A 20538-nucleotide genomic window follows, 5' to 3' on the forward strand; every position below is an offset into this window, starting at 1 on the left:
ACCTCAAATCGTCATTTTTGGTTTTTATACTCTACTTCGATTATATCACAAAATTATGACTTTTCTTGTAAAAACTTAATTTCTAAAGGATTTGGCTGTGATAATGGATAATTTAGTTTTTTATCATACTGATAAAGATTGTTCAAAATTTTTATAGTTACTAAATCTTTTGTTGAAAGACTCATATATTCTATTTCTTTACTAAACAAATAGCCACTAATTTTTTGAATTGAAAGTATAAAATCATCTTCTGAGGGAATCTGGTTTGTTGGATATTGTTCTACAAAACGACCAAATAAAAAATCAAAATCATAGTAATGATTGATGTAATCAGAGACAATATTTATGAATTCTATATTTTCTCTTCGAGCGTATAGATAACCTTCACTTGATGGAAAAATAATGACATAGAAACTTGGATAACTAAGACATAGCTGTTCTAATTTTTGGCAAACTGTCACAAATGATGAATAGTTCAAAAAATCATCTAAATTTTTCAATACTAAAAGATATTTTTCAGAATTTGATTTCAATTTTTCTTCAAGCATTTCAAGAAAAAACAATAGTTTACTTTCATTTTCAACGAACTCAAATGAAATATTCTGATTTTTAAATTGAAAATAAGGTTTAAAGCTTTTTAATAATAGCTGTTCAGCATTAAAGTCAATATTTTCAGTTTGGTATGTTACTTCATCAATAGAAAGATTAAGTGTTCTATTAATTTTATTAGCAATATTCATAAGTTGATCGTTGATTTCATCAATGTCAAACATTACATCAACTGTATTAAGTCTCTGTTTCATAAAATCAAAACTAATAGTTCCTTTTTTGTAAGTCATTTGTTCAATTATGTCTTGAACAGTAGAAATAGAAATTATTTTGTAACTATTTCTCTTTAGGGGAGCACCGTCTGATTCAATTTGTGGCTCTGCCTGATTAAAAAGAGATAAATCTTCTTCCGTGTACTTCTTTCCGTCAAAATACCACATTAGTAATTGCCATAAATAATACTTGATTTGCTGATTTTGACCTACAATCTGAGTAAATTGTCCAAAATTAATATCTAGATTATCTTTATAGGGATGTGAAAAATGTAGTTTCATATTACCACCAACTTATTATCACTTATAGTCTCTTCTTGTTTCGTTTTACCACCAACAATTAAAACCATTTCGGAAAACTGCTTTTCAGTTACAGCAAGTAATCGTACATTCCCTGCTGGTAAATCACTTTGTTGAAGTCTTTTATAAAATTTATTTGCAAAACTTCTATTTGGACAAGTTCTATAATAGACTGAGAATTGTAGCATTTCAAAGCCATTTGCGATGAGTTCTTTTCTAAAATTTCTATAAGTTCTTTTTTCCTGGGCTGTCTCCATTGGTAAATCAAAAAAGCACAACAATCTCATAGCTTCATACCTCATTTTATAACTCCATTTCTAGACTAGAAACAATTGGACAAAAGAATTTACTGGTATCTTGATCGTCTATGCATTTTATAAATCCTTTAACGTATTTATCCATTGCCCCAGATACTGTACAAGTTTCTTTACCATACTTAATCTTAGCATTAAGCAAATTTGTCAAATGTAAGCGATATTCATATTTAAGATATTCTTGATCTCTTAAATGCTCATAAACCCAAATATCTACAATTTGTCTAAAAGGTTCCATCAAATCATCAACCAAGTTGAACTGGTTGTATTCATTTTTATGGAAAATACCTAACAAAGGATTCAGACCATAACCAGATACAATTCTAGCTAATTGAGCCCGCATTATAGCATAACCATAATTAAGACCAGCGTTTATGACATCTGCTTCTTGTTGGGTGACACGGGTAAATTTTTTACCAAATAATTCATTGAAGTATACTTTAGCTGCATGACCCTCTCGGTTGGTTTTATCACCCAGTTCAATATTATCTTTGTAGTCTGAAAGTAATTGAATTGCCTCTAAGTCTTTTTCAAACATAGCAAGCACATCTTGTTGATTATTAATTTTGAAGTATGTTACAATTTGCCAAAGCTTGTCCTTTTGTTCTTGAGACCATGTTAATTGATTTTGCAATTTCTTATAGGCTCTAAAATGCCCATTTTGAGAATGATATACGCCTGTTGGCAAGTGGGAGTTGTCGCAGACAATAAGGGCAATATTATACTTACTGAGCGCACTTAGCAATCTTAACGTTACAACTGTATCTCCACCTTCAGCAACAATCATAGAAATATCACTAAGTGGTATTGTATATTCCTCTCCTAGTTTTTTAATGACAAGGTTGTCGAGTTTTAGGCGCATTTTTTCACTTTGTTTTACATGTACAATTCTCCAAGTCATATTAACAGTACTCCTTTTACATAACGAAAAGCACCCCTCGTTAAAAACGGGGGTGCTTGATTTCGGCATGAAGCCTTATCTTTGTAGGCTCAGCAAGATTTAAGTAACTGTGCAAGGCGTCCCTTGCACTAACTATTATATAGCGTTTACAAAAAAATTGCAACCCCTCTATTTGTTATTTTTGCTAGATTTCATAAATTCTAATTTGGGTTGGTCTCCTTCTTCTTTTATAAAATGCTTGCGTCCAAGTATATCAGTTTTGATTTTATAAATTGAGATACCTGTTTTATTTATTCCTTTAATGAATCGACCACTTTTGGCAACTTTACCAAAAACTGGAATCAATACTTCCTCTGAATCATATTTGGCTTTAGAATCAGGTTTCAATTCAACGTAATGTTTACTAGTATCATTTTTTGAGTTGAATCTTGCTGTTAGAGTTTTATTATTTATAGTATCCTTAATCAGTATCAAATCATTTTTATATAGCGTGAACTTAAATTCAGATTTAGGTGAGATACCTTCGCGTGATTTAATTTCATCGTATTTATCCTGAGAAATAGAATAATTCCCTGTACCTTTTTCGAAAGATAAATCAGAGTATTTCAGACCCATTAATTCATATTTGAGAGTTTTAGGATTAAAGTACAAATCAGCCCTCCAAGGGTTTATTGATTGAAGTACCACCGAATTTTTACTGTTTTCCGGTGTAATGTCAATATGATTCCCCAATTTACTATCATAGTATTTCAGTGACTTAATTTCTGTCCCTTTACCTTTTCGGCTATATTTTCGGATATAACCATTTTCATTACGATATTTCTCAAAAGGATTACCAGTTTCTTTACCCTTATCGTCAAACTCACAATAGTCATTTAGAATAACTTCAATAACTTTTTCCCAAGTCATAGGGTCTTTTTGGTACATAAGAAATGCTGACTTATCTTTCTCATATCTTTTACGAAAAGCATCATAACCTGCTTGACTATAAATATCCTTTATCTTTCCTAATACATAAGTTTCTTCCTTCTTATCTTTAGTAAGCTTGGCTTGTCTCGTTGCATAGATAGTAGCATCTGATATCTTACGATTTACTTTAGAATCTACTTGATATGAGAATAGGATTTCATCCTCAAATGCCTTTGAAGAAATTGTGTTGACAAATCCCTGATAAGGTGATTGGAAGACAAGTTCTTTATACTCATTATCTGAAAGAAGCTCTCCAGTCTCTAAATCAACCTTCTGACCATTCTTGTAGTCTTCAAACATGGTATCGCCTTGTTTTTTCCACAATCTTAGTTGACTTGAAGCAGCAATAATAAGCGCATCAATGGCATGATGATGGTATGTTTCACGAGACTTATCAATTTTCCATTGTCTACGAAGTTGAGAGGTGAATTGACCGCGAACAACTGAAACCCTTGTTTTCTTGTTCATAGCTTTCAATGAATCTTGAAGTGTGTTTAGAACAACACGTGATGCATATCTGGTATCAACCAGATTACGTTCAATAAATTTTTGTTTTACTTCAATTTTATTGATATCTTCCTCAGTTAGAAGATATTCTCGCTTCTTCTTGCTTAAACCTTTGCATCCTAATACATAGGATTTGAATTCGCGATAAGACCATGCGGATTTCATTTGAGGAATAGATTGAAACGGTGTTTTCTGACCCTTTTCTTGATTGGCTGTCGCAAGAACTAAGACTTTATTTGCTAAGCTATCATCAAATGACAATGAGAGTGGTAAAACATGATCAATTTCATACATGTTATGGTTATGAATTAAGTCATTAATATCAATCTTTTGCCCTGTATAAATGCAACGCTCACCTTGCTGATACCAAAGTCTAATTTTAGTTGCAAGTTGATTGTGACCATGGAAAATATTGCTCGGTAATTCTGTCTTACCATTATACAAGGTAGCTGCTCTTTCCTCAGAATCTTTTTTCTCTTTGGCATTAGCATCCTGCATTTTTTTGATAAATTTGCGTTCATCATCTGCATTAGTTTCACGAGGCATTTCAATAACAATATTATCAAACTCACCCCACTCTTTTACAGAGGCATTTATGATTTTAATGGCTTGACGAACTGATTTGACAACAACTGGGTTATATATTTCTTCCGTAACATCATTTTCGTTGATATATTTTGTTCTTTTAACTTCCTTCTTATTAGCAGATGTTTTTCCAAGCCGTGTTAGAATAGTCATCTGTTCTTCACTGGTATCATACAATTCAGGAATTAATTCCAACATTAACTTGACTGAAAAATTATGCCACCCTTTACCAAAGATTTGACTTTTATCCTTTCTGAACTTAATGAGTTCTTCAATTTGTTCATTTGTAAATTGGTTAGGTAAGTCTTTTAAAATCGCTTCTTCAATTCCTTCTCGTTCAGTGTTTAAGGTCAAAATACGAGCTAGCTCATCAAAAGTCTCGCGAGAAAGTGTTTGAATATCAACTTTATCTAACTTAGACATCGTTCTATAAACTTCAAAAGTATGCATATCAGGTTTTTCTTTATTATCAATACGAAAACCTTTTATGTCTTCTTTTTTACAGTCCACTAACTTGGCAATCTCTTTCAACAACTTATCAGGTCCAAGAACCGGAGTGTTTTTAGCATAGTCTACTAAGTATAATTTTTCTTCGATACTTAACTTTTTGGTTTCAGTTGGCAATGTTAAGTTATTTAAATCATTTAAGAAATTGAACTCTTGGGCAGTATACGATGCTTTTGCAGCCCGATATTCTTCTGGATAAAAAGTACATTTTCCTACCAAGATATCAAAAATATTTTCTAATGTCCTGCCATCTGTACGATAACGACCATAATCTGTTCGCGATTTTTCATTACCTGGTCCATGATAATACTTTCTCTTTGAAACCAGAATATCTATATAATCGTTTATAAATTCTTGATTGATGGCATTGTTGAACTGTGATTGTGTTTGAAGAATTTTCTCTGCTTCTTTTCTGTAATCTGATGTTGAGAAAACATTAATTACGCGATGAATCTCTCCATTTTCATCTACAACATCAAAATCCCCACGTAGTTGACCATATTTATTTAAACGATCTAACTGAATTTGCCCTGGAGTTTGGGTTTTTAAGAGTTCCTTATTTGCTAAAACTGACTTTGCGTAATCTGTTTTACCACTATTGGCATCATCTTCTGCATCATCAAGATAAGAAATTCCACGTCGTTTTGAAATATTTCTTAAAGCAGCAAAAAGTTCTTCATTTGTTAATTCTTCTGTTAACCCTTTTACTCTTAACTCATAAGGATTCAAATTAAGATTGCTAAAATCTGTTGCGATATTATAATCATCAAATAAATCTCGAACCCGTTTGACACGATGCTTTTTCCTACGTGTCAGTCGTCTTCCGCCCCGAAAACCACGACGTTCAGCATTATTATCGGCATTTGCAGCTGGAAATATTCGTGAACTTGCATGAATCACTTTACCTGTTTCTGCCTCAATAATTCCGACTCCGACGGATGCAATACCTATATCAAGTCCTAAAACCAAGCCATTCGTCATTCTAAAACTCCTTTAATTAATTTTTTTCTCGTCCAAATAATTTCAATATTCAAACATTTGCTTCTCTATTCTACTCCTTTATGCACAAGAAAACAAGCGCTTTCAGGGCGCTTGTTTTCATTTTCAGGTTTTACAGTGAAAGTACTTGTAAGTTTTCTCCGCCTAGTAGGATTAGGTGCTTTTCGACTTTGTCACTTGGGATTCCATAAGACTTGCTGAGGGCTTGGGCATAGAGGGCCATTTGTCCTGTGTAGCGTTGTTTGATGTCTTCTGGGTTAGTGTACTTGTCGGTTTTGTAGTCAAAGAGGACGATGCGATCCTCAAATAGGAGGTAACCATCAATAATTCCGCGGACTACGAAATCTTCCTTACTTTCAGGATCTTCCATAAGCATGGCAAATGGGGCTTCGCGGTGAACCTTGTCAACGTTGCTCTGGATAAGTTGTCCCAGTGGGCTGTTTTCAAAGAAGTCCAGAATTTTCTCGGTCTGGATTGCTGATTTAACTTCATCTGCTACTGCTAATTGATCCATTGCACTTGTGATATCCACTAGGCTTACTTTTTCAGATAGCTTGAGGCGTTGCATGAGTTCGTGAACGGCAGAGCCTATGGCCGTAGCTTCTACTGCTGGTTTTTTAGAGAAATCAGGCAGTTTGAACTGAGGCTTGGTTTGGTAGGTCTTATCCATAACCTCGACACCGTCAGCATCCATGATTGGTTCATAGAATTTCTTAATCTGACTTGGTGTGCGTACTGTTGGCAATTGGCTAGCTGCTTTGAAACGTGTGTTAATAGCATCTACTGCTTCTAACATGTCCAAGGCTTGCGCAATGTCCTCTGACTGACGATTATCTTTGAGATTATCAGCATCATAACCTGGTTGCTGAATAATCTGGCCAATCTTATCTTCTGTCAAATCCTCATCAGAAACAAATGTAGTTTTGAAATGAAGATTCTCTTTGCCATAGGCCTCCTGAATAGCCAAAAGCCAATCTTGGAAAGTTAAGAAGCTTTCTCGCTCAGCCACAGGAAGGTGATTATTGACGGATTTCCCGCTGTATTTATCACTCAATTTTGATGCGTTGGCCTTTCCGACTAGATAAAGCTTTTTCTCAGCCCTTGTCATGGCAACGTAGAGGAGACGCATTTGTTCTGAGAGCGTTGCAAGGCGGAGCTCACGTTTGTTGAGTTGATAAGGTAAGGTGTCCATGGATACCTTGACCGAAGGCAGGAGCTTTTCATCCAAATCAGACTTCATATCTGCAAGATATTTAATACCAACACCATTCTCCCGTGACAAGATTAAGGGTGAGGTCATGTCCTGAATACTGAATTTCTTGTCAATATTAAGAATGAAGACATACTTAAACTCCAAGCCTTTGGATTTGTGGATGGTCATGAGGCTGACCGCATTTTTGGGAAGGGCAACCTCGACATCTGCTAAATCATTTTGACTTTCCAAAATCTTGTCAATCATTCCGATAAAACGTGACAGGCCTTTGAAGCCTGATTTTTCATAGCTGTTGGCACGTAGGGCTAGGGCATAAAGATTAGCCTGTCTCTGCTCTGCTCTTGGAAGGGCTCCGACATAATCATAGTAAAACCTATCATTGTAAATTTTCCAAATCAGATCATAGAGCGCATGCATTTTTGCAAAAGAGCGCCAAGAAAGGAAAATTTCAAAGAAAGACTCTAGCTTGACGGCTAAGTCTGCAGTCAGTAGCTCAGCATTTTCGCCAGTCTTAGCACGCGCATTTTGGAGCTTCTCATAGAGATTTTGCTTGTGAGCCTTAGGTTTATTTTGCAAGGCTAGGCGAGCCAGGTCATCCTCATCAAAGTTAAACATTGGAGAACGCAGGAGAGCAACTAAGGCATAATCGTTAAGAGGGTTGTCGATGGCGCGCAGGGTATCCAGCATGACCATCACTTCAACGGACTTGAGGTAATTCTGCTCACCCCCATCAGTAACCAGCGGAATACCATATTGATCAAAGGTCTGTAAGATGCCATCATTGCGGGTTCTTGAAGAAACCAAGAGGGTGATGTCCTCGAACTTGACCTTCTCCTCATTGTGGAGGCGAATGATTTCCTTGGCCACGAGTTTAACCTCAGCTGGACTGATTTGACTTTGATCCTCTTCAGCCTCGAAATCCTCTGAAGCATCATTATCATAAAGAAGGAGCTGGGTCTCATTTTCAGGATGGGCTTCCTTTTGAGCCGGACTGCCTGCTACCAACATATGGGTTTCATCATAAAGGATTTCCCCCACTTCCTGATCCATCAAATGTTTAAAGACACTGTTGGTGCTATCCAAAACCTCAGACTGGCTACGGAAATTTTCCTTGAGTAAAATCAGCTTTCCTTGATCTGGATCTTGCTGAAAATCATTGAATTTTTGGTTAAAAATTTGAGGATCTGCCTGACGAAAACGATAGATAGATTGCTTGATATCCCCCACCATGAAGCGGTTATGACCGTTTGACAGCAATTCCAGCATCCGCTCTTGCGTATGGTTGTTGTCCTGATACTCATCCACCATAACCTCGTGGTACTTTTCTTGGAAAAGCTGCGCAATGTCAGGATTTTTCTCTAAGATTTCAATAGCAAAGTGAGCGATATCAGAGAATTCAAAAGCATTCTCCTGCATCTTGGCCTGCAAGTATTGGTTAGAGAAATCTAGGACAAAGGCCTGCAGGGTTTCAAGCAAAGGCAGACTTTCAGACTGGTATTTGAAAATGGTCTCTAGGTGTTGGAGTCCTGTCAGCCGGCCTTGTAAGGTCTTGAACACAGGGTATTTTGTGCCGGCAACCGTTACCGAATCACCTGAGGGAAGTAAATTGGCCACATCATTGGCACACTTGCCAAGTCCTTGGCGTCCATAATGGCTTTCAAAATGAAGCGCCCAGTCATGAAGATTTTCTATGATAGCCAAGTGTTTCTTATATGCTGCTGTTGGAGCTCCCTTGGCTGTTACTTGTTTATAATCTTCCAAGTCTGTGACATCTCGCAGACTGTCTGCAGTGTCATGAAGACAGGCTAGAAAATCATTGATTTCTTGATCTGGAATGGCTGAGAAATCTGTGAAAGTTCGAGCTCCCTTGAGGAACTTGTCCTGAAGCCATTTTTGAGGGCTGTCGGTTGCCTGAGCGAAGTCATAGATTTTGTAAATCAGTCCTCTAAAGGGAAGGGAGTCCTTGCGACTTCCCGCGAAATTCTTGACTAATCTAGTAAAATCAGCTCTGCTATTGCCCTGCATATAGGAAGTGAAAAGATCCGCAAAAACTTCATTTTTGAGGATATCCTGTTCACTCTTATCAGTCATAATACGGAAAGAGGGAGAAATGCCAAGGGTGTAGCCGTACTGGTTAACCAACTTTTGGGTAAAAGCATCCATGGTTCCAATATCAGCAGTTTGAACCCCGCTTAATTGCTCAGATAAGAATTGTTTGAGCACTGGATCTGAGGCAAGCTGCAGCTGTTCTGCAATTTTCTTCTCCAAACGTTCCTTGAGTTCACCCGCAGCCTTAACCGTAAAGGTTGAGATGAAGAGCTGATCAATGGTAACTCCACGCAAGATTTTGTCGATAATGCGCTCAACCATGACAAAAGTCTTACCAGAACCAGCTGAAGCTGAGACTAAGATGTTGGTTCCTGAGCTATAGATAGCCTCAATTTGCTCGGGGGTCCGCTTCTGCTTCTTATCAGATTGGGCTTCTGCCACCTGTAAGGAAGCAATCTCTTCTTGTGATAAAAAGGGTTTAAAGGTCATTGTCTTCTCCATCGGGTTTTTGTCCATCGTGAGCTTTCCATTGGCAATCCAAGAGGGCAAAATTGCTAAAAATAGCTTTAAAGGATGAGTCTTCTGGAGAACAAGCGTAGATACCAAATCGAACAGCATCTGTTGCCTTAGTCATGTGGCAGATACGCATCTGCTGAAAGTTTATGCCATCATAGGAATTTTCAATGCAGAAATCATCCTCGCGGCGGCTGAGACGGTACCACATGGTCTTTTGGCTTCTAGGAATCTCAGTTGTTGCCCAGTCAGAGTAGCCGCCATTGGTAACCACGCTACCTAAATGTTGGAAGCTGTCATTCTCATACTCAACAGAAGCCTTGAGCCAATTGTCACTGTCCAAATACATAACAATCCCGCACTGGTCAAAGCGATGGTGACTCTCTGTAAAGTCCGTTTTAACCACGAAAGAGAAGAATTTTTCCTTAGTTTCCATCTGAAAAACAGGGGCATTGTCATTGCGGAAGTGGTAATAAGTTCTTTGCCATAAATCGGTAAAGGGATTGGTAATCACTTCAATCTTATCCTCTTCAATTGTGTAAGATTTTGCTGCTCTTGTCCATGTCCAATTCTTAAAGGTCATTGTCTTCCTCCTCTGTATCTATTTTCTTGCCCTGCATGAGGTTCAAAAAGCCTTGGCGTTTTTCTTTGCGTGGCAAGTGATAGAGTTGTCTTGCATAGGGCATATGGCGGTCAGCCTCAAAACGGGTAATAGCCTTAAGCTGTTCCCCTTGGACTGACTTGCCATCCTGGCTATAGGGGTTAATTAAAAATTTTCCTTGGCGAATGGCTTGCGCTGCTTCTTGGTAAAGTTGCTTATTATAAGCGAGCAGGATTGCCATCTCTTCTTGACTGTAGACAGAGTCATTCAAATGATAGGCACCGCCTGCCAAATGTTCTTTCTCATCTTCTAAAAAGAGACCACGATAGGTTAACTCCTTGTGTAAGGTTTCAGGAATTTTTTCCAAGGTTTTAACACGTGACAAATCAGCTTTGGGCTCCTGCATTTGCAAGTACATGGCCCCAAAAATTTTATCGCTGTCAGACAATTCCCGTTTGTCACGAACAGCCTGCATATAGGTCACAAGCTGAGGACTCAATCCATTATAGAATTTCTGAATATCAAAAGTGTTCTTACTTGATTTATAATCCACAATTCCCAGACTGCCGTCAGCCATGCGATCAATACGGTCAATAATCCCATTGATGCGTACAGCATTGTCCAGCATAAGCTCAAAGCGCTCTTCTTGGCTCTCAACCTCAATCTGGTTTTCACGTTGTAAAATGGTTGCTGTGGTCTTGGCTATGTCTTCCAAAACCTCAAGTGCATAACGACTCTCTTCATCTTCCTCATAAAGGGCTTTGAAGGTTTCTTCTTGATTGGTCCTCTGAATGGCCTGACTCATCTTGTCATCAAAATCTTGCTCAGACTGGTCCTTCATAACCAACTCAAAGACACGGTGCAAATATGTCCCGTGATTTCTAGCATCAGGATGGATAGACTCTTGCTCCTGCAAGCCCAGAACATAGTTCAAGAAGTAGAGGTATTGATTATTGTAAAAGGTTGTCAAACCAGATGAAGACAGGTTGATAGGCTCATCTTCTGGGAAACGCGCAGCCATAACCTCGGAAGCCACCTGCTTGGTTGCCATGGTATCGGTAATTTGCGGAATCTCAATTCCTTCCTGCACCAGCTTCTTGCGCAAATAACGAACCGCTACCGACCAAAAGGTCTGCTCTTCCTGACTCATATCCTTTTCTTGGGAAATAGCAGAGCGGTTAAGATCAATTACCCGAGACAAAAGAGCCTTATAATTGCCGATGTCCTCAGCCTGTCTTGAAAGACGGTTACGTCCCTTATCTACCACTGGTACGCCAAACTGATGGAGATCAGATAAGTAGCTGGAGATATTGTCCTCAGCCTCGTTGAGAATTTGAGGCATGCTCAAAACCAGCTCTTGAGTAGCAGAGTTAAAGAGGGAGAGAGCCGCAAAATGATTTTTCTTGAGATTGTCTCGCGTTGGAATGTCAAAATGATGACCATCTGCTGTCGCTTCATTGATTTTTGCACGCTCTTCATCTGAAATCAGACTGCGGTTTTGTGCAACTTTTGGAAAGTTAGATTGAGTCAAACCAAGTGCGAAAACAAATTTGTTGGTATGGGGTTCTACCAAATCATAGGATTTAACAGTCACCACATCTACTGTTGCTGGAACCATGCGGTAGTCAGCTGACAGCATTCCTGACCTTAAAAGAGACAAACAGTCATCCAGAGAAATTTTTTGGTCTCCAAAAATGGTATGGAATTGTTGCAGGATGGATGTAAAAGACCGCCAAACCTGCTCTTGCTTTTCTTGTTCAATCTCGGATAAACCAGCTGATAGCTCTGCCATGTTCTCAGAAAAGGAAATAGCTTCTAAAAATGTGGTCACTTTTTTGAGCAAACTTGATCCTAACTGCTTTCTGGCCTTGACCAAGTCTTGTAGGGGAGCCATAAGTTCTGTACGAAGACTATTGAGAGCTTTTAAGTTATACTTACCATTTGTGATGGTGAAATCTTTGAAAAACTTTGACTGGCCCTTAATATCAGCATAGGTCAGGTACTGCTCAAACTTATCCAGTTGGTCTTGGCTAATCTTTCCATAGAGACCTGACTTGAGCAGGTTAATGACATCCTCTGCCCTGAAATTATAGCGCTTAACCCGCTCCAGAGAATCCATAAAATGGACAAGGGGATGGGCACTCATAGACTCAGCCTTACCAAAATAATAAGGAATCTCATATTTGTCGAAAATCTTCCCAACCTGTAACTTGTATGACTCCACATCACCCAGAAGGACTAAGATGTCTTTGTAGCGATGGCCTTCATAGAGTTTCTGACGAATGGCCTTGGCGAGGTGTTCCACTTCTTCTTTTTGATTAATAGCATCCCAGATTTGAAAATGCTTCTTATCGTCTTCAGTTAGGACAAGGTCTGTCTGGCTAAAGTCATGCTTGGCCTCAAAGAGTTTTGATAATTTAGCAAAGGCTTCTAGACCTTGCTCCTCAGAAGTCACGAAGTTAGGTTTTACCTGAAATTTTCCTGATAAGTTACGTAAAAAATCAAGACCTGCCTGATAAACATTACCAGCTGAAAAAGTTGATTTATAGGCTTTCTGACTAACATAAGTCCCAATGACAACCTCTGTCCCATGCTCATGAAGAAGACTAATCAGATTTTCTTCCTCTGCAGAAAAGCGGGTAAAGCCATCAACAATAAGGACTAGATTAGAGAGTTCACTATCTAGCTGACCGGATGCCACCTGTTCCGCAAAAAAGGCTGTTTTGGTCTGATTGTCGTAATTACCTGCCCTTAAAATGTCTTCAAGTGCTGTAAAAATCGTGATTAAGTCTTCCTGCTTCTCAGGTGAACTCAATTCTGTCAATTCCAAAACAGTCATATTGGAAGCCTTCAATTCCTTGTACAAGTCCACCAATTGATTGATGAAATTGCTGTCCTGCTTGAGCCGCCCAAATACTTTGAGGTCTGTATCTGATAAATTAGCCAGAACACGATAAATAATCATGGCAAGCCCTTTGTCGTCAAGACTCTCCTTTTGGTTGGGAGCATTAAGCACAAAGTATCTAGCCATCTGAGCAAAACGTGTAATAGTAATGGCAAAAGAGGCCTGCTGAGGTAATGCCTCTAGGACCGCACGTTCTTTTTCAAAAGACAGAGAGTTTGGGGCAATATAGAAGACCCGTTTACCATCCTCAGCTGCTTCTGTCGCCTCCTTAGCCAGAATCTGTGTCATATTATACTGAATATCGCTATAAAGTAATTTCATTATTTCTCCTTGAAAGAGTTTCTTAGAAACTATTATATCATTGAATAGGCTAAACGGTGATAAATCAGCATGAAAAACAAGGGCTATCCTGACATTTTAAGATAGCTGACATAGTTTGTTAATTGAGTCTGGAATTACCTTTTTAGCTTTGCTATGACACAAAAAGAACTGAGATTCCCCCAGTCCAGTTCAATATATATTCTTTATTTCAATTCTTCGGCGTAACGAATCCCAGCTTCCTTGCGGATATTGTTAATGAATTCTTCATGATTGATACGGGAATTTAGTTTTACCTTAATAACGCAACCAATTTCGTCCTTGTCACTATTAGCCTGATAGAGTGGCGTATATTCCATCAAATCATTATGCATGCCTTTTAGTTTAATATTGTTGATAATCAAGTACTGCAGGAGCTTATCCAAGGATTCCAGATTGCAGAAAACGACATAGGCATTTAGATTTTGTGATCTTCGACGAAAATAATCAAGGACAGGGTAGAGAATTGACATAATAGCAATTATAGAGAAAAAACCGACAAGCGCAGCTATGTAAAAACCGACACCTATAGCTAAGCCTAATGCAGCTGACACCCAGATACCTGCAGCACTGGTTAATCCACGTACCTGATTTTGCTTGGTAACCAAAATAGTACCCGCACCCAGAAAACCAATACCACTAACTACTTGAGCTGCCATACGAGTTGGATCACCGGCTCCATAGTAGTGATAAATATACTGATTGGTCATCATAACAAGACTAGCACCCAGACAGACCAACATATATGTTCGAATTGAAGCTGACTGGGTATTTTGGTCACGTTCGTAACCGATAATTCCTCCGACAAGAATTGCCATGAGGATCCTTGTGAAAATTGTCCAGAAATTTAATGTCATTGTCCCCTCCAATCATTGATTTACTTAGTAAAATGTATTTCTCTTACTCACATTATATCAAAAAATGACCTATTACTCTCATTTTCAAGTCAGTGCTTTGGACAACCTCTAGTGATGGTAATTGATGAGAACACTAAAAGAGAATATAAAAATTATAGCTCTGCTATGTCCCAAAAAACAAGTAAAAGGACATGCAATTTTGATCAAAATCTTTTATAATAAAAGAAAAAACTGTGAGGATGCGTCATGAAAATTGATGATTTGCGTAAAAGCAAAAATATTGAAGACCGTCGTGGGCAAAGTTCTGGGGGCTATAGTGGGGGCTCTGCTGGCTCTGGGATGTTGCTACAACTTCTTTTATCCCGCACAGGATGGAAGACTAAACTGATTATTCTTATCTTACTTTTTGTTATCGGTGGTAGTGGTTTTTCTGGGATTTTAACAGGTGGTAATACATCTAATCCTTATCAATCCGCCAATATCACGACTACTAGCGGTCTTGAAGTTTCAGATGAGGATGCTGATTTTGTTAGCAAGGTTTTTGCTTCAACCGAAGACTATTGGGATCAAACCTTTAAAGATGAAGGCCTAACTTATCAAGCACCGACTTTAGTTCTTTATACTGGCTCTACTCAGACTGGTTGTGGAACAGGACAAGCATCATCTGGTCCTTTCTATTGTTCAGCTGACAAAAAAGTTTATCTAGATTTATCATTCTATGAAGAGTTGTCTACAAAGTATGGTGCTGCTGGAGACTTTGCCATGGCCTATGTTATTGCACATGAAGTGGGACACCATGTGCAGAATGAACTTGGTACCATGTCCGCTTATCATAAAAAATACCAAAGCCTGTCTGAAAAGGATGCTAATGCCCTTAATGTCCGCCTCGAACTTCAAGCAGACTACTATGCAGGAGCCTGGGCAAATTATGTTCAAGGGGAGGGACTTCTTGAAGAAGGGGATTTTGAAGAAGCCATGACTGCTGCCCATGCTGTTGGTGATGATCACTTGCAAAAAGAAGCTTATGGGAAAACATATCCTGATAGTTTCACTCATGGCACATCGGAGCAACGTAAACGTTGGTTTAATCGTGGCTTTGAATACGGCGATATTGAACACGGTGACACCTTTAGCGCCAGCTCACTCTAAAAGTATTTAACTGTTGGACAAGTCCAGCAGTTTTTTCTATCATTTTAGATAAAATAAAGGACAAGATTCCGCATTGGACTTGTCCTTTCATTTTTTAATGACTGTATTTTAGTCGTAATACTTTTTCTTGTTGTTTACTCAAGCGAAGTAAGATAACGACTTTATCAATGCTCATATTGCTTTCAAGCAGGCGTTCTGCTGCCATCATGAGACCATTGTTGATTCCCATCTCAAGAATAGGGTTCTTCTTATCGTTGACATCAAAGATAAATTTGTTATCTGGAAGGTCAAATAGAACCTTAACAGCTCCAAAAAGCTGTTCAAAGTTATCAATAGCCACGTCGTAAACTGGCTTAATACCAGGCTTTAGACTTCGACCACGGTGATTAAACCACATAGAATGCCATCCCCCGTTAAAAGCTCCCATAATATCATTATCATAAGAATCCCCAACATAAAGAGTTGTTGATGGGTTCATGTCAAATTGCTCCGCTGCCAAGTTGAAGATTTCCTTCTCTGGTTTTTGGAAGCCTGTTGCCTGACTGACAATGACTCGCTTAGGGTCGACATAGTCATAAAGACCTAGCTTTTTAACTTTTTTCAACTGATGCTCTGTTGGACCATTTGTGATAATCCCCATTGGCACACCTTTTGATTTAAGAAAGTCCAATGTCATGCGCATTTCATCCAACATGGTAATATTTTCAAGTTCATTTTCATAAACTTCTTGAAAATGCACACCTGTAGCTTCATCAACCTCACGGTATCCGAACTCTAACAAGGTCTCCTTACAACGCCAGAAACGGAAGTACTCTGTTGTCCATTCTCCTGCCATAACACGTGGGAAACCAACGTCAGAATAATGACGGAAACGAATGTAAGCCTGGTTGATGTGACTCATATCAAAGTCAGGGAAACATTTCTCAACCGCAATACGATAGGGTGCTTGCTGGTCATAAATCGTGTCATCAACATCAAAAACAATCGAAGTAATCATGATTTTCTTTATTCTCCAAATTTTTCAATTCCGTTTGCTATTATACCTTGTTTATAGGTATTTTTCAATTTAATTCCACAATTTGTCTTGGTCCCAAATTATTCCGAAAGAGATGATATTTAATATTTCTTATCCTATCTCTCTAAAGATAAAAAATGCTGGACTTCTGCCCAGCATCACTTACTATTTCTATAAAAACTGACACACGTCCTCTGTTGTGTATCGTGTGGATTTGATTTCACTTGGTAGGTTATTAGGATCTGGTTTACCAATAGCAATAGCCATATTTGGCACATAGCGTTCAGGATCTAGTCCCAGTGTCTCTGCTGCCACTTTTGCATTATAACCTTGAATGGCATTTGTCTCATAACCATGTCCACGCGCTACTAGCATGAACTGCATTGTTGCAAGTGAACTATTTGTCTTAGCATCATGAATTAAACCTTCGTAGGAGGCTGCTTCATAAAGTGGTAAAAATGTTTTCAGAACCTCATCGCGTTTTTCAGCTGTTATTCGACCATCCTCATATGCTTTATTCCATAAATCACGATATGATTTGTATGCTTGTGTATCACCAAAGACGAATATAATTGCTGATGATGTTTCTAGTTGAGGCTTGTTAAACTTCATAAAGAAGGAAGCAAGCTTTTCTTTTCCTTCCACTGTATCAACAATGACAAATCGCCAAGGCTGTAAATTACAAGCTGAAGGTGCTGTAATAGCTTCAGAAATCATTGTTTGTAATTCATCTCGACTGATTTTAACCTTGGGATCAAAATGACGAACAGAATGTCGATTGATTAGCACATCTTCAAAATTATTATTGATAAAATGTGACATAGAACTACCTCTTTCATATATTATACTCAAAGAAAATCAAAATCAGACTAGACAGACCAAGGCAGACATACCCGAAGATAGGTAATGAGGTTTAATAAAGTATCATTTTGATTTTCATAGAATACTAGTTTTGTGTTTTTGAAAGCGCTTCGCAAGTCATATTTTAACACTTTCAAGAGTGAGGTTCAAGAATTAGCAATGTCTCAGAAAAATTATTTTTGTTTTTTTCTATTGATTCAACATTTCTTGATAGACACTGTACTCCCTCTCTGTGTAACAACAGAAAAACACAGTCATCGTATCTTCCGAATGCCTATTCAGCCAGTCGACAACCGTCTTAATGGCTATCTGCGAAGCTTTTTCCAAAGGAAACCGATAGGCACCAGTCGAAATACAGGGAAATGCAATACTGCTACAGCAATGTTCAAGTGCCAAATCAAGAGATTTTTGGTAGGCAGATGCCAATAAATCACCATCTTCTTTATTTCCTTGATAAACTGGTCCAACTGTATGGATGATATAGTCTGAATTCTGAATATTATAGGCTTTTGTGATTTTCGCCTGACCTGTCTGGCAACCACCAAGCTTACGACATTCTTCTAGTAAGTCTGGACCAGCTGCACGATGAATGGCACCATCCACTCCTCCACCTCCCAAAAGACTATCATTGGCAGCATTTACAATTGCCTCAGCTTTAATATCCAAGACACCACCCTGTACAAGTATGATTTGAGACTTTGCATTGACTATATTATCCATACTGTCCTCCTATCCCCTACTATTATTTTACTCAGACTCAACAATCGAAGCGAAGCCATTTTGCAAATCAACATTCTCTGTTGGATGAGTATACAAGAGATTAGCTTCATTGCCTTGGTTCTGCTTAGAAACCAGTACCACTGCTTTGCCATTTTGCAAAGTAAAGAGATAAAATATAGGATTGACAGCATTTTCTGCCCAGTAGATGTAGCTGTCAACGATTTGATAGTCTGCCTGTCCATTTCCATCGGTCGACCACTCAACTGTCACTGGCACTTCATTTACCGCCACTCGATTATTATTGATATAATCGATTTGACCAATGTCTCCCTTTTGCTGACTATCGCCACTTCCTAACTGGACATAGTCAGTTTGATTCATCTGGGCACCCCATTCCACCATAAAATCAGCTAACTTACCTGCTTTTTCAGCATTCCAATAGGCCACCTCACTGACACTAGACTGCTCTGATTCCTCAGATTGGCTTTTCTGGTTTTCTTGGTCAATAGCAGAGCTGGAACTTGACTGAGAAGTACTTGACTGATTTGAATTTGCGCTATCATTCTTTCTTTGACAGCCTGCGCCTGCTAATACAGTCACAAGGACTACAAGCATTGATAATGAAAATTTAATTGTTCTCTTAAGTGATTTCATAACCTTTTCCTCCTCGATTTCTTTACTTTTATTATACCATTCAACACGAGGAAACGCTTGCACTTGTCATCTTTCTCTAATAAAACAAAAACAAAGAAAAAAACATGCAATTCATAACCTATTTTCCTCCCCGCTATGCCTATTTTATGGTAAAATAGGAAGGAAAACTAATTGGAGGAAATCATGTCAAACGAACATATCGAAGAATTAAATGACCAACAGATTGTCCGTCGTGAAAAAATGACGGCTTTGGCTGAGCAAGGGATTGACCCATTCGGAAAACGTTTCGAACGTACTGCTACTTCTGGTCAATTAAAAGAAAAATACGCTGACAAATCAAAAGAAGACTTACATGACATCAACGAAACTGCTACAATTGCTGGACGCTTGATGACAAAACGTGGTAAAGGTAAAGTTGGTTTTGCCCACATCCAAGACCGTGAAGGTCAAATCCAAATCTATGTCCGCAAGGATGCTGTTGGTGAGGAAAACTACGAAATCTTCAAAAAAGCTGACCTTGGTGACTTCCTTGGTGTTGAAGGTGAAATCATGCGTACTGACATGGGTGAACTTTCTATCAAAGCCACTCACATCACACACTTGTCTAAAGCTCTTCGTCCACTCCCAGAAAAATTCCATGGATTGACAGACGTTGAGACTATCTACCGTAAACGCTACTTGGATTTGATTTCAAATCGTGAGAGCTTCGATCGCTTTGTGACACGTTCAAAAATCATCTCAGAAATCCGTCGTTACCTTGATGGACTTGGTTTCTTAGAAGTTGAGACACCTGTTCTTCACAACGAAGCTGGGGGTGCGGCTGCCCGTCCATTTATGACACACCACAATGCACAAGACATCGACATGGTTCTTCGTATTGCGACTGAATTGCACCTCAAACGTCTTATCGTTGGCGGTATGGAACGTGTTTATGAAATTGGACGTATCTTCCGTAACGAAGGTATGGATGCTACTCACAACCCAGAGTTTACTTCTATCGAAGTTTACCAAGCCTACGCAGATTTCCAAGACATCATGGACTTGACTGAAGGTATTATCCAACACACTGCACGCGCTGTTAAAGGTGATGAGCCTGTTATCTATCAAGGTACTGAAATCAAGATTAACGAACCTTTCAAACGTGTTCACATGGTTGAGGCTATTAAAGAAGTTACTGGTGTTGATTTCTGGACACCAATGTCACTTGAAGAAGCGCAAGCCATTGCCCAAGAGAAAAACGTCCCAGTTGAGAAACATTTCAATACTGTTGGTCACATCATCAATGCTTTCTTTGAAGAATTTGTGGAAGAAACACTTATCCAACCAACATTTGTTTACGGACATCCTGTTGAAGTGTCACCACTTGCTAAGAAGAATGCTGAAGATCCACGCTTCACTGACCGTTTCGAACTCTTCATCATGACCAAAGAATACGGTAACGCCTTTACCGAATTGAACGACCCAATCGATCAATTGTCACGTTTCCAAGCACAAGCACAAGCTAAAGAATTGGGAGACGATGAAGCAACTGGCATCGACTACGACTACGTTGAAGCCCTTGAATACGGTATGCCACCAACAGGTGGACTTGGAATCGGTATCGATCGCCTTGTTATGCTCTTGACTGACACAACAACAATCCGCGATGTACTCTTGTTCCCTACGATGAAATAAAATTAACCATATCTATGCTCCTATTGGATTTTCCAGTGGGAGTTTTTTAAGTGTAGTCATTCTAGGG

14 protein-coding genes and 1 CRISPR repeat array (1 of these 15 cut by a window edge) are annotated in these 20538 nt (G+C 38.6%); of the genes, 2 read left to right on the forward strand and 12 right to left on the reverse strand.

Annotated elements, in window-relative coordinates; all coding sequences use genetic code 11:
- Positions 1-2: a CRISPR direct-repeat array (repeat unit 36 nt) (it extends 825 nt beyond the left edge of the window).
- A 51-nt stretch (positions 3-53) separates the two neighbouring features.
- The 8 genes from csn2-St to F601_RS0107450 all read right to left on the reverse strand — a co-directional run bounded on the left by csn2-St (position 54) and on the right by F601_RS0107450 (position 14398).
- Positions 54-1103, reverse strand: coding sequence for a CRISPR-associated protein Csn2-St (csn2-St, locus tag F601_RS0107415; protein ID WP_018165037.1), 1050 nt, complete (start codon positions 1101-1103; stop codon positions 54-56).
- A complete protein-coding gene (gene cas2 / locus F601_RS0107420) occupies positions 1100-1423 on the reverse strand; it encodes a CRISPR-associated endonuclease Cas2 (RefSeq protein ID WP_018165038.1) in 324 nt (107 codons plus the stop codon). Before cas2 ends, csn2-St begins: the two co-directional genes overlap by 4 nt.
- A 1-nt stretch (position 1424) precedes the next feature.
- Complete coding sequence (gene cas1, locus F601_RS0107425) at positions 1425-2336, reverse strand: type II CRISPR-associated endonuclease Cas1 (RefSeq protein ID WP_018165039.1); 912 nt, start codon at positions 2334-2336, stop codon at positions 1425-1427.
- Between the two features lie 168 nt (positions 2337-2504).
- Positions 2505-5885, reverse strand: a complete 3381-nt coding sequence (gene cas9 / locus F601_RS0107430; RefSeq protein WP_018165040.1) for a type II CRISPR RNA-guided endonuclease Cas9 — start codon at positions 5883-5885, stop codon at positions 2505-2507.
- A gap of 130 nt (positions 5886-6015) precedes the next feature.
- A complete protein-coding gene (addA, locus tag F601_RS0107435; RefSeq protein ID WP_018165041.1) occupies positions 6016-9654 on the reverse strand; it encodes a helicase-exonuclease AddAB subunit AddA in 3639 nt (1212 codons plus the stop codon).
- Positions 9644-10261: a DUF1349 domain-containing protein gene (locus tag F601_RS0107440; protein WP_018165042.1), complete on the reverse strand. Its 618-nt coding sequence runs from the start codon at positions 10259-10261 to the stop codon at positions 9644-9646. Before F601_RS0107440 ends, addA begins: the two co-directional genes overlap by 11 nt.
- Positions 10251-13505: an ATP-dependent nuclease subunit B gene (gene rexB / locus F601_RS0107445; RefSeq protein WP_018165043.1), complete on the reverse strand. Its 3255-nt coding sequence runs from the start codon at positions 13503-13505 to the stop codon at positions 10251-10253. The genes F601_RS0107440 and rexB overlap by 11 nt, the downstream gene beginning before the upstream one ends.
- A 203-nt stretch (positions 13506-13708) precedes the next feature.
- Complete coding sequence (locus tag F601_RS0107450; RefSeq protein WP_018165044.1) at positions 13709-14398, reverse strand: MgtC/SapB family protein; 690 nt, start codon at positions 14396-14398, stop codon at positions 13709-13711.
- Between the two features lie 246 nt (positions 14399-14644).
- Here F601_RS0107450 and ypfJ point away from each other — a divergent pair, with 246 nt between their 5' ends.
- The gene (ypfJ, locus tag F601_RS0107455) at positions 14645-15547 is read left to right on the forward strand and encodes a KPN_02809 family neutral zinc metallopeptidase (protein WP_018165046.1); all 903 of its coding nucleotides are present in this window, start codon (positions 14645-14647) and stop codon (positions 15545-15547) included.
- Between the two features lie 94 nt (positions 15548-15641).
- Here ypfJ and F601_RS0107460 read toward each other — a convergent pair whose 3' ends face one another.
- The 4 genes from F601_RS0107460 to F601_RS12455 form a co-directional block, all read right to left on the reverse strand.
- A complete protein-coding gene (locus tag F601_RS0107460) occupies positions 15642-16544 on the reverse strand; it encodes an HAD family hydrolase (protein ID WP_018165047.1) in 903 nt (300 codons plus the stop codon).
- 189 nt (positions 16545-16733) lie between these two features.
- Positions 16734-17384 carry a nitroreductase family protein gene (locus tag F601_RS0107465; protein WP_018165048.1) on the reverse strand — a complete coding sequence of 217 codons (651 nt, stop codon included), beginning with the start codon at positions 17382-17384 and terminating at the stop codon, positions 16734-16736.
- A gap of 228 nt (positions 17385-17612) precedes the next feature.
- On the reverse strand, positions 17613-18143 hold the full coding sequence (locus tag F601_RS0107470; RefSeq protein ID WP_018165049.1) for an O-acetyl-ADP-ribose deacetylase: 531 nt from the start codon (positions 18141-18143) through the stop codon (positions 17613-17615).
- 27 nt (positions 18144-18170) lie between these two features.
- Positions 18171-18797 (reverse strand): DUF4767 domain-containing protein, encoded by a 627-nt coding sequence (locus tag F601_RS12455; RefSeq protein WP_018165050.1) that lies wholly within the window; start codon positions 18795-18797, stop codon positions 18171-18173.
- A gap of 183 nt (positions 18798-18980) precedes the next feature.
- On the opposite strand from F601_RS12455, the gene lysS reads away from it, so the two are divergent.
- A complete protein-coding gene (lysS, locus tag F601_RS0107480) occupies positions 18981-20471 on the forward strand; it encodes a lysine--tRNA ligase (protein WP_018165051.1) in 1491 nt (496 codons plus the stop codon).
- Positions 20472-20538: the final 67 nt, after the last annotated feature.

Origin of the sequence: Streptococcus henryi DSM 19005, from assembly GCF_000376985.1 — a bacterium.
Classification (GTDB): Bacteria; Bacillota; Bacilli; order Lactobacillales; family Streptococcaceae; genus Streptococcus; species Streptococcus henryi.